This is a genomic window from Roseovarius sp. (assembly GCF_040219995.1).
Taxonomy (GTDB): Bacteria; Pseudomonadota; Alphaproteobacteria; order Rhodobacterales; family Rhodobacteraceae; genus Roseovarius.
This window is the reverse complement of the sequence record NZ_JAVJUC010000034.1, coordinates 144,039-154,474: the sequence shown is the minus strand read 5'-3', so window position 1 is coordinate 154,474 and position 10,436 is coordinate 144,039. Positions and strand designations below refer to the sequence as shown.

The 10,436-nt window shown below is 57.8% G+C and carries 9 protein-coding genes, 1 tRNA gene and 2 pseudogenes; 9 read left to right on the top strand and 3 right to left on the bottom strand.

Features of this window, described 5'->3' with window-relative positions; all coding sequences use genetic code 11:
* Positions 1–10: 10 nt before the first annotated feature.
* Positions 11–229, top strand: a pseudogene (locus RID11_RS15065) (gamma-glutamyltransferase); the annotation flags it as partial.
* An 84-nt stretch (positions 230–313) separates the two neighbouring features.
* On the opposite strand, the gene RID11_RS15060 reads toward RID11_RS15065, so the two are convergent.
* Positions 314–1,126 carry an IclR family transcriptional regulator gene (locus RID11_RS15060; RefSeq protein WP_350140629.1) on the bottom strand — a complete coding sequence of 271 codons (813 nt, stop codon included), beginning with the start codon at positions 1,124–1,126 and terminating at the stop codon, positions 314–316.
* Between the two features lie 190 nt (positions 1,127–1,316).
* Between RID11_RS15060 and RID11_RS15055 the strand changes: the two genes are divergently transcribed.
* From RID11_RS15055 to RID11_RS15025, 7 genes are read left to right on the top strand one after another with little or no spacing between them, the layout of a single operon-like run.
* Positions 1,317–2,522 carry a CaiB/BaiF CoA transferase family protein gene (locus RID11_RS15055; protein ID WP_350140627.1) on the top strand — a complete coding sequence of 402 codons (1,206 nt, stop codon included), beginning with the start codon at positions 1,317–1,319 and terminating at the stop codon, positions 2,520–2,522.
* Positions 2,523–3,689 (top strand): acyl-CoA dehydrogenase family protein, encoded by a 1,167-nt coding sequence (locus tag RID11_RS15050; protein ID WP_350140625.1) that lies wholly within the window; start codon positions 2,523–2,525, stop codon positions 3,687–3,689. It abuts the gene before it with no gap.
* Positions 3,690–3,700: 11 nt separating this feature from the next.
* Positions 3,701–4,165 (top strand): MaoC family dehydratase, encoded by a 465-nt coding sequence (locus RID11_RS15045; RefSeq protein WP_350140623.1) that lies wholly within the window; start codon positions 3,701–3,703, stop codon positions 4,163–4,165.
* On the top strand, positions 4,165–5,025 hold the full coding sequence (locus RID11_RS15040; protein WP_350140621.1) for an HpcH/HpaI aldolase/citrate lyase family protein: 861 nt from the start codon (positions 4,165–4,167) through the stop codon (positions 5,023–5,025). The genes RID11_RS15045 and RID11_RS15040 overlap by 1 nt, the downstream gene beginning before the upstream one ends.
* A gap of 14 nt (positions 5,026–5,039) precedes the next feature.
* Positions 5,040–5,627, top strand: a complete 588-nt coding sequence (locus RID11_RS15035) for a TRAP transporter small permease (protein ID WP_350140619.1) — start codon at positions 5,040–5,042, stop codon at positions 5,625–5,627.
* Positions 5,624–6,910: a TRAP transporter large permease gene (locus RID11_RS15030; RefSeq protein ID WP_350140617.1), complete on the top strand. Its 1,287-nt coding sequence runs from the start codon at positions 5,624–5,626 to the stop codon at positions 6,908–6,910. The genes RID11_RS15035 and RID11_RS15030 overlap by 4 nt, the downstream gene beginning before the upstream one ends.
* Before the next feature lie 28 nt (positions 6,911–6,938).
* Entirely contained in the window at positions 6,939–7,952 is a 1,014-nt protein-coding gene (locus RID11_RS15025) for a TRAP transporter substrate-binding protein (protein ID WP_350140615.1), read from the top strand.
* A gap of 231 nt (positions 7,953–8,183) precedes the next feature.
* On the opposite strand, the pseudogene RID11_RS15020 reads toward RID11_RS15025, so the two are convergent.
* Both RID11_RS15020 and RID11_RS15015 read right to left on the bottom strand, forming a co-directional pair.
* Positions 8,184–8,889, bottom strand: a pseudogene (locus RID11_RS15020) (IS6 family transposase).
* A gap of 250 nt (positions 8,890–9,139) precedes the next feature.
* Positions 9,140–9,215 (bottom strand) — tRNA-Thr (locus tag RID11_RS15015).
* 212 nt (positions 9,216–9,427) lie between these two features.
* Between RID11_RS15015 and RID11_RS15010 the strand changes: the two genes are divergently transcribed.
* Positions 9,428–10,264, top strand: coding sequence for a bifunctional allantoicase/(S)-ureidoglycine aminohydrolase (locus tag RID11_RS15010; RefSeq protein WP_350140613.1), 837 nt, complete (start codon positions 9,428–9,430; stop codon positions 10,262–10,264).
* Positions 10,265–10,436 lie beyond the last annotated feature (172 nt).

Here is a 10,436-nt window from a genome sequence, read left to right as displayed (position 1 = left end):
AGGCACGCAAATCGTTATGGGGGTACTTCAGACTATCTTGAACACCGTAGATTTCGGCATGTCAGTTGCCGAGGCGGTCATCGCCCCGCGCTTTTCCTCCACCAGCAATGCCATTGATGTCTCGAACCGTATTCCGCGCGCCGTGACCAGATCACTCGAGGCGGAGGGTCGTCCGGCGATCCGCAATCCTTACAGCCATACGATTGGCTGGGTGCATGCGATTGGCCTGACCTCTGGCAAAAGAGGTGGTCCTCGACCCAGAAGGACTATTTCGAACCGCAGAGTGATTTTTCCGAGAGGCGAAGATCGGGTGCTACCGCTGGTCGGATTTATATATGCGTGTCGGCTGAGTAAGCACTGGAACATCAAAGTTTGTAAGTGTTCTCAGGCTGTGGCCTTCTCCAAAAATGCGGTCAATCGCCTTGTGAAGCAATATGGCGTGGTGTTCAGCCTTGTCGCCAACGCGAAAGAGCGGACCAGCGATTGTGATCCCGAAAATGCGCGAATTGTCGGCAACTGGAACAGCTACCCCACCGAGATCGGGTGAGAAGTGGGAGGCGGACTGGAACCATCCGCGCCGGCGCCCGGTTTCTATCTGTGCCAATACTTCATCGCTGGAGATCGGGGTGCCCGGGCCGTACCGCTCAAAGTTCACCTTGCGCAGCAACACATCCAGAGAGTTTTCGGGGTATTGTGACAGCAAGGCCTGTCCCGATGCAGTGGCGTGAATAGGAACGCGCTTTCCCGGCTGCGCTGCGTAACGGATGCTTGCGGGTGACTCGATGACATCCAGAAAAACGGCGTGTAGCCCACTGGGCGCAGATATGCAGACGGTCTCATTCGTTTCGGCTGCCAGTTCCATCATCACCCTAATCAATCGTCCGGGAATCGGTTCACCTTGAGCAAATCCTGCAGCGAGCTGAGACCAGCGCGGTGTGGGATAGTAGCCGGCGCGCGCACGGGGTTCGTAGAGATAGCCTTGTTCTGACAGTGTCGAAAGAATGTTGAACGCGCTGGATCTTGGCCAATCGAAGTGTGACACAACATCTGCAAGCGTTGCTGGACGTTGCCGCTCCGCAAAAAACTCAAGCAAATCCAACAAATTTTCTATTTGTTTTACGGCCATGTTTTCTCTCCGCCCAGTGTCCTACTGTGCCCTGTCCATTACGATTTTGTCCAGCGTCGGTCCTGAAGCTGTTTTGCCAGCATTCCGGAACTATCCCCAAAAAATTCGTTGACATCAGGGTACCCATCCCACAATTGTTCATTATTATGGACGTTTTGTCCATATTTAAGATCAACTGGAGAGTGCGACGATGGGACCATTGGAAGGACTGCGAGTTCTGGACCTCACAACGGTGTTGATGGGACCATATGCAACGCAGATCCTTGGCGATTTTGGCGCGGAGGTGATCAAGGTCGAGTCTCCGACCGGCGATGTGATCCGGCAGATCGGTCCGGCGCGGCACAAAGAAATGGGGCCCTTGTTCATGAACGTGAACCGGTCCAAGCGTGACATCGCGCTTGATCTGAAAAAGGAAGACGGCCGTAAAGCAATGTTGCGGCTGGTCGAGAGCACCGATGTGCTGGTGACAAATATCCGGCCGAAGGCCATGGCGCGGCTTGGGCTGTCTTATGAAGAGCTTTCAGCAATCAACCCGCGCCTGATCTACGCTGCACTGGTGGGCTACGGGCAGACCGGACCCTATGCAGCGCGCCCGGCTTATGACGATCTGATCCAGGGCGGTTCGTGCATCTCGCACAGCTTCACGCGTGCTGGCGGGGAGCCGGCCTATGTACCGGCCGCCGTGGCCGACCGGATTGTCGGAATTGCCGCCAATAACGCGATCCTTGCATCGGTGCTTGAGCGTGAGCGCTCTGGCAAGGGCCAGAAGATCGAGATCCCCATGTTCGAGACAATGGTCTCGATGATTTTGGGTGACCATTTGGGCGGCCTCACATTTGACCCTCCGATGGATGCTGGAGGCTATTCGCGCCACCTCTCAAGGGATCGTCGTCCCTACAAGACCATGGACGGCTATGTCTGCGCCCTCATCTATAACGACGGCCATTGGCAGCGTTTCTTCGACCAGATCGGTCGCTCCGACATTCCACAGAGCGATGACAGGTTTGCCAGCTTTTCCAACCGGATGGCCAACATCGATTTTGTCTATGCATCGCTTGGGGAGATCATTCTGACCAAGACAACCGCAGAGTGGTTGGAGGTGTTCCGCAAGGCCGATGTGCCGGCCATGCCGATGCACAGCTTTGAATCCGTCATCGAGGATCCGCATCTGGTCGAGACAGGTTTTTTTCAATCGGTCGATCACCCCAGCGAAGGCAAACTGCGCCAGATGGCCGTTCCGGTCAGCTTTTCGCGCACGCCGGCCAAGGTGAAACGCTATGCGCCACGCTTGGGCGAACATGGACCAGAAATCTTGTCCGAGGCGGGATTCTCGGACGCTGAAATCGCCGCGCTTCAGCGCAACGGCACGTTGCATTGCACCAAAGAGGACCAATAAATGAACTTTGCCTTGACCGATGATCAAAACGCTATCCGCGATGCGGTTGACCGGATTTGCGCGGGCTTTGATGCTGAGTATTGGTTGCGCCGCGACCGAGACGGGGGGTTTCCGGAAGATTTTTACGAATCTCTGGCAGCAGAAGGCTGGCTGGGCATTTGCACGTCTGAAGAGTATGGCGGCAGCGGGCTGGGGATCACCGAAGCTGCTGTGATGATGCGCGCCATCTCGGAGTCCGGCGCGGGGTTGTCTGGTGCATCGGCTGTCCACATCAATATTTTCGGCTTGAACCCTGTGGCCGTGTTTGGCTCTGAAGAGCAAAAACAGCGCATGCTTCGTCCGATGGCAACGGGCAAGGAAAAGGCCTGTTTCGGCGTAACCGAACCCAATACGGGCCTGAACACCACCCAGCTGAAGCTGCGCGCCGACAAGCGCGGTGACAAATATGTGGTAAACGGCCAGAAGGTGTGGATTTCCACTGCCCAGGTGGCAGACAATATTCTGCTTCTGGCGCGCACAACGCCGCTGGAAGAAGTGAAGTCCCCGACGCACGGTCTGTCCCTCTTTTACACGCCCTTTGACCGCGAGCGCATCAAGGTCAGCGAGATCGAGAAAATGGGCCGCAAGGCGGTAGATTCCAACGAACTGTTCTTTGAGGATTTCGAGATCCCCGAAAGCGACCGGATCGGTGAGGAAGGGCGTGGATTTGATTATATCCTTCACGGGCTGAACCCCGAACGAATACTGATCGCGGCCGAAGCGGTCGGGTTGGGCTTTGCCGCGCTGGAACGTGCCGTAAATTACGCAAAGGAACGTGAGGTTTTCAACCGGCCTATCGGTAAGAACCAGTCGATCCAGCACCCGCTGGCTATCAGCTATGCCGAACTGGAAGCGGCCTGGCTGATGATCATGAAAGCGGCCTGGGAATACGACAACGGCCTGCCCTGCGGCGTTTCGGCCAATACGGCAAAATATCTCGCCGGTGAGGCTGGCTTTAACGCGTGCCAGACGGCGGTGATGACCCATGGCGGCTTTGGCTATGCCAAGGAATATCACGTCGAGCGGTATCTGCGCGAAAGCCTGATCCCGCGCATCGCCCCGGTTTCGCCCCAGCTTGCCCTGTGCTTCATCGCCGAAAAGGCGCTGGGCCTACCGAAATCCTACTGACAGGAGCGACCATGCCTGGACTTTACTATGAGGATTTCGAGGTGGATCACCACTTTCGCCACGAGCTGTCTCGCACCGTCAACGATGCTGACAACACGATGTTTAGCCTGATGTCGATGAATCCGCAGCCACTGCACATTGACGCGGCGTTTTCCGAAGGCACGGAATGGGGGCAAAGGCTGTTCAACTCGATGTTCACGCTGGCGATTCTGATTGGCCTGTCGGTACAGGACACAACGCTGGGCACGACGATCGGCAATCTTGGTATGTCAGATGTACGGTTCCCCGCTCCGGTCTTTCATGGGGATACTTTGCGAGCAGAAACGCTGGTGATTTCCAAGCGCGAAAGCAAGTCACGAGCCGATGCCGGACTGGTGGAGTTCGAGCATAGCTGCTTCAATCAAGACGGCGTTCTCGTGGCAAAATGCACGCGCATGGCCTTGATGCGCAAGCGCCCTGTTGAGGCGCAGGCCTGATGCGCAGTTTTTTATTTGTTCCCGGCGACAGCACCCGCAAATTCGCCAAGGCCAGAGTTGGCGAGGCCGATGCGTTGATCCTCGATCTGGAGGATTCGGTCGCGGCCTCGGCCAAGGCGGAGGCCCGCGATTGCGTGGCGGACATGCTGCGCGAGGAACGCGGCGACAAGGCGACGTTCGTGCGCGTCAATGCGCTGGATACCGATTTGACGCTCGCTGATCTTGCGGCGGTCATGCCCCATGCGCCGGACGGAATTGTCTTGCCCAAATGCGAAGGACCCGACGATCTGCGCCAGCTGGCGCATTATTTGGCCGCCTTCGAGGCAGCGCATGCACTGCCGCAAACGCGGATACTGGCGATCGTGACCGAAACCGCGGCATCGCTGTTTACTCTTGGGCGGTATCGCAATGTTGACCCCCGCCTTTGGGGAATGATGTGGGGCGCTGAAGACTTGGCCGCCTCGCTCGGCGCACGGGAAAATGCGGAAAGCAGTGTTTACCACGAACCCTTCCGGTTGGCGCGCAACCTATGTCTTGCCGGGGCTGCGGCGGCGGGTGTTGTGGCCGTGGATACCATCTGTGCCGCGTTGAATGATCTTGAGGCTCTGGAGGCGGAGGCCAGAGTTGCAAGACGTGACGGGTTTGGGGCCAAGGCCGTGATCCATCCCAACCACATCGCACCGGTGAACCGCGCGTTTCAACCTACCGAAGAAGAACTGATCTGGGCGCAAAAGGTTCTCGACGGTTTTGAGGCGAACTCGAATGCTGGGGTCATCAGCATCGACGGGCAGATGATCGACAAACCACACGAACGCGCCGCGCGAAAAATAATGGCCGCACGCGGACCAACTCAAACGTAGAAATGGAGGAAACTATGGGAGGAGTGATCGAGGAGAACCGACCCGCTAATGCGCTATCGGCGCTCTTAGCACGGGTGGAAACCGTGATGATCAGCATTTCGGCGGCGGCAATGGCCGCGATCATGCTGATTGTCGTGCTCGACGTCGCCATGCGCTACATGTTTGCAGCCCCTCTGGTTTGGTCCTACAGCCTGATCGGTCTGTACCTCGTGGGTGCCGTGTTCTTTCTGGCTCTGTCGGACACGATGCACCATCACGGTCATATCGCGCTGGATGTGTTCGTGCCGTTGCTGCCCCGCCCCATACGGCATCTTTCACAGGCGGCGGGCTATGGCGCGGCCACGTTCTTTGTCGTCGTGATAGCCTGGCTCGGCTTTGTTCAGGCGCAAGACGCACTGGTCTCCGACCATCGAGCGGCGGAAATCGTGCCTTGGCCCACATGGGTCGCCCATGCTTTCCTGACGTTGGGAATGGCTACATTGGCTCTGCGCTGCGGCTATCGGGCGATTTTTCATCTGCTCTCGGTCTTTTCCCCATCCGACCTTGTTGAACTTCCTCCACCACCGAATACGGACATAAAGTCGGGGGAGCATGGCGAATGAGCGTGACGATCGTACTTATCCTCCTGGCACTAATGCTGGTGGTCGGGATGCCCGTAGCTCTGGCTATGGGAATCTCGGGGGCAGTGGGTCTCTACATGTTCGGCGGTTGGCCGATCCTCGAAGGCATACTGAAGACAACTCCGCTCTCCACCGCTAATGACTACGAGATCATCACGATCCCCATGTTCATCCTAATGGCGGAATTCGTGATCATCTCGCGTGTCGCCGATGACCTGTTCCGCGCGGCGACTGTGTGGGTCGGCCGCCTTCGCGGCGGGGTTGCCATGGCTACCGCTCTCGCGGGGGCAGGCTTTGGCGCCATCTCTGGGTCGTCTACGGCGGCGGCGGCAACATTGGCTTCAACCTCGATCCCCGCAATGTTGAAAGAGGGCTACGATCCCAAGCTGGCGGGCGGCGTGGTAGCCATTTCTGGCACACTGTCCATGCTGATCCCACCGTCCATCGCGCTGATCCTCTACGGGATCATTGCCGACATTCCGGTGTCCAAGCTGCTGATCGGGGGCGTAATCCCCGGCATACTGGTTACGGCAACGATCATGCTGACCATCGCCTATCTGGTTTGGCGTGATCCCGAGGCAGCACCCTTCGGCAAGGCTTATAGCTTTGCCGACAAGTTTCGGTCTCTCAAACGGGTCGGCCCGGTTCTGATTTTGTTCTTTGCCGTGACGGGAACGATCTATTCCGGCATTGCCACCCCCACCGAGGCTGCCGGAATCGGGGCATTTTTCGCCATGCTGATTGCTGCTTGGGAACGCAAGCTGTCGATTGCGAGTGCCTGGACGGCGCTGCGGTCGGCCTCACAAACCACTTGCATGATCCTTTTCATCATTTTGGGGGCGCATGTGTTCGGCTATTTCTTCACGCTGACACGGGTGACGAACGATCTGACAAGCTGGGTCGGCGCGTTGGAGACCTCGCGCTGGGTGATCCTGGCCGTGATCCTGTTCGGCTATCTGATCCTGGGTTTCTTCATGGACCAGATCGCCATCCTGATCCTGACTGTGCCAGTGGTCCTGCCATTGGTCTATCAGCTTGGGTTCGATCCGGTTTGGTTCGGCGTGCTGATCGTTGTTACCGCAGAGGTTGGCATGGTAACCCCGCCGATGGGCATGAACGTCTTCGTCGTTGCGCGCTATACGCGCCGACCACTGGAAGAGATATTCCGGGGCGTCATGCCCCATGTCTGGGCGCATTTGTTGATCATCGCGCTGCTTGCTGCTTTCCCCGGAATAATTCTGTGGCTGCCAGCCACAATGCAATGAAAACACAACCAAGGAGGAGAAGACTACAATGAAACAGAGAGTTTGCGGATATCTGGCCGGAATGGCGCTTGGCGTGAGCACCGGCGCGGCAACGGCTCAGGACATCACCCTGCGCGTGGCGGATAGCCTGCCGGTGGACCATTACATTGCCGAAAGCCTGCTCAAGCCTTTCCTGGCGGAGGTCGAAGAGAAATCCGGCGGAACGGTTAGCTTTGACTATTTTCCCGCGCAACAGCTGGGTAAGGCCAAGGATATGCTGTCGCTGACCCAGACTGGTGTTGCCGATATCGGGTATATCGGGGCTTCCTATTTGGCCGACAAGCTTCCGCTCAGCGCGGTTGCACAGCTTCCGGGTGCTTTCGACTCGTCATGCGAAGGTACGATGGCCTATTGGGAACTCGCCAAACCGGGCGGTGTGCTCGACAAGACGGAATATGCGCCCGAGGGCATGCGTGCGCTGATGGTTCTCGCATTGGCACCCTATCAGCTGTTCTCGACCAAAGAGATCAGTGACCTCGCCAGTTTCCAGGGACAGAAGATGCGGACAAGCGGAGGCACCCAGGCGCTTGCCATGACTAAGCTCGGGGGGGTGCCGGTGCAAATGTCCGCTCCTGAAACGCGCGAGGCTCTGTCACGCGGCACACTGGACGCGGTCGTCTTTCCGCACAGCTCGGTGCCCCCCTACGATCTGACGCCGCATCTGAAATCCGCGACCGAGGGGTTGAACCTGGGGTCTTTCGTGCTTGGCTACATGATCAGCCAAGACAAGTTCGACAGTCTGCCCGCCGAGCTTCAGGCAACGCTGACCGAAGCTGGTGAAAATGCGACCCGGCAAGCCTGCGCACGAGTGGACGAGCTTGATGGCGTCGACAAGCAGGCCATCGCGGACGATGGTGTCCGGTTCGTAACAATGTCCGAAGCTGACGTCCTTGAAATCAGGAAAATTCTCGATGGCGTCGGTAAGGAATGGGCGGCAGAGCTTGATGCCCGTGGCAAGCCCGGCTCGGAGGTGCTTTCTGCGTTCACAGCAGCTCTGAACTAAGCTCTAAATTGGGCGTTGCGCTGGCGAAGTTGGGTGGATTGCCTTACTTCATAGACAGACGCAGCGTCCAAAAAAAGCCATCCTGAGAGGTCAAACAAAATGCGGGAAAATAATTGAAAGTGCATTCTTCCAGAAGCCGTTAAGCTCGCAACAAACTGGATCAACTACACCTTCGCGCGGTGGTGTCAGACAAATTCGAACTCGTCTCAGGAAGGGCAGGGTTGCTGCCCTTTACGCCGTGCAGAGATTGCGCCACTCGGCAAGAGCGAGGGCGCGGTTCCGTTTGAAATTCGATCTTGAGGAGAGGCTGCGCTCCGAGTTGAACAGATTGTAGATAGAGGCGTGTACGGCGGCGAATTTCTGTAAACTTTGCAATCGCCGGAAGCGCTGCATCGCCCGCTCTCGCCTTCGGAAAGGCAGGTGGGAATTTTCTGCCCTATTGTTCAACCAACGCCCCATTTCCTGTCGATCGGCATTGCCGATCTCCTTCATTGCAGCGCCGTACGAACGCAGCCAGTCTGTGACAATGACGTCTGGGCGACCGTGCTTGCGCATTGCTTTCTTTAAGAATTTCAAGGCAGCTTTCTTGTCGCGCCTCTTTGTTACGAAGCTTTCCAGAACTTCGCCTTCATGATCCACAGCCCGCCAGAGGTAATGCCTCTCACCGTTTATCTTCACGAATATCTCGTCTAGGTGCCAGCGCCAACGGCTGGATCTCAGTCCGGCCACACGGCGCATTTTGATCTCTGCTGCAAACAATGGCCCGAACCGATGCCACCAATACCGCACCGTTTCATGACTGACATCGATGCCCCGTTCATGGAGCAACGTCCTCGACGTTCCGCAATGAAAGCGGAAACCTGAAATACAGCATGACTGCCAGGCGGATGATCTCGCGGCTGGTTCTGAAGTACTTGAACGGGTCGCGTTTTGTCATACGGGGGAGAGTAGGGTGTCCTCATCTGAAGATGTGTAGCAAGTGCCGACCCAGCGGTCATGGGTCTTGTCTCCGGTCAAGCGGAGACGACGTTTCCACCGATGCGCTGGGTGAAGATGCCGAAAGCTTCGAAAGCTGACTATATTCCAATCCGCCCCAAAGAAAGTGTCCATGAGGTGGACAGAAAGGTGGTCTGGGTGAACGTAAAATATCCCAATGATTTGATTTTAAATATATTTCTAGAGAAGAATGGTGCCGCTGAAGGGACTCGAACCCCCGACCCCATCATTACGAATGACGTGCTCTACCAGCTGAGCTACAGCGGCCTTCTTCTCGTGTCGCACGCCTGCGCGGGGCGGCATGACGCAAGCCCATTAAACGATCCCCCGGCACCGCGCAAGGGCCGTTGCGCGGGCTGTCAGGCGGAATTCACCTTCCGGCTTTTCCTGACAGGCTTTCAAATAATACCGGTAGTGTCCTGACCGGGCCGGGCATGGCATAGAGGGTCATGCGTGACGATCAGACGAAAGGCCCGGACATGAGCAGCCCCCCCTCTTATTATGCACCGACAGGCGGCCTGCCGCCGCAAACGCGGCTTTTGACGGACCGTGCCGTCTTTACCGACGCCTATGCCGTCATTCCCAAGGGAACCTTCAGCGACATCGTGACCAGCCTGCTGCCGTTCTGGGAAAAGTCGCGGTTCTGGGTGGTCGCGCGGCCCCTGTCGGGGTTTGCCGAGACGTTCTCGCAATATATCGCAGAGGTGGGGCCCGGTGGTGGCAGCGACCGACCAGAGACCGAGCCGGAGGCCGAGGCGGTGCTGTTCGTGGTTGAGGGGCGGCTGTCTCTGACGGTTGAGGGCGAGGCGCATGAGATGGGCGAGGGGGGCTATGCCTATCTCCCGCCCGGGGCCAAATGGACGCTGCGCAATACCGGTGCGGAACCGGTGCGGTTTCACTGGTTTCGCAAGCGCTATCAGAGGGTGGACGGGCTTGATGCGCCGGAGGCGCTGGTGTTGAACGAGCGCGATATCGCGCCCACCGAGATGCCCGATACCGGCGGGGTCTGGGCGACCACGCGGTTTGTCGATCCTGAGGATCTGCGCCATGACATGCATGTGACCATCGTCACGTTTCAGCCCGGGGGGGTCATTCCCTTTGCCGAGACGCATGTGATGGAACACGGGCTCTATGTGCTGGAGGGCAAGGCGGTCTACCGGCTCAATCAGGATTGGGTGGAGGTCGAGGCGGGCGATTTCATGTGGCTGCGCGCGTTTTGCCCGCAGGCGTGCTATGCGGGCGGGCCGGGGCCGTTTCGCTACCTGCTTTACAAGGACGTCAACCGGCACATGCCGCTGACGCTTGGTTGGGGGTGAAGGGGGGTAGTGGCCTGGAAGGGGTCATAGCACCCCGCCAGAAGGTGCCGCGTGATCGCAGGGCCGGGGACTGGCGATGCGACGGGTGTGGCGGGCGCTTTATGCCAGCCAAGTCATTGTAACCTTGATATGTTGCACGCCTTATCAAATCGCCAGGCCGCGGGACGGCCCG

What these genes read in the sequence shown, in the direction of transcription:
- RID11_RS15050 (WP_350140625.1), top strand. Translation starts at nt 2,523, where the DNA reads ATGAACTTTGCCTTGACCGATGATCAAAACGCTATCCGCGATGCGGTT.
- RID11_RS15030 (WP_350140617.1), top strand. Translation starts at nt 5,624, where the DNA reads ATGAGCGTGACGATCGTACTTATCCTCCTGGCACTAATGCTGGTGGTC.
- RID11_RS15055 (WP_350140627.1), top strand. Translation starts at nt 1,317, where the DNA reads ATGGGACCATTGGAAGGACTGCGAGTTCTGGACCTCACAACGGTGTTG.
- RID11_RS15045 (WP_350140623.1), top strand. Translation starts at nt 3,701, where the DNA reads ATGCCTGGACTTTACTATGAGGATTTCGAGGTGGATCACCACTTTCGC.
- RID11_RS15040 (WP_350140621.1), top strand. Translation starts at nt 4,165, where the DNA reads ATGCGCAGTTTTTTATTTGTTCCCGGCGACAGCACCCGCAAATTCGCC.
- RID11_RS15025 (WP_350140615.1), top strand. Translation starts at nt 6,939, where the DNA reads ATGAAACAGAGAGTTTGCGGATATCTGGCCGGAATGGCGCTTGGCGTG.
- RID11_RS15035 (WP_350140619.1), top strand. Translation starts at nt 5,040, where the DNA reads ATGGGAGGAGTGATCGAGGAGAACCGACCCGCTAATGCGCTATCGGCG.
- RID11_RS15010 (WP_350140613.1), top strand. Translation starts at nt 9,428, where the DNA reads ATGAGCAGCCCCCCCTCTTATTATGCACCGACAGGCGGCCTGCCGCCG.
- RID11_RS15060 (WP_350140629.1), bottom strand. Translation starts at nt 1,126, where the DNA reads ATGGCCGTAAAACAAATAGAAAATTTGTTGGATTTGCTTGAGTTTTTT.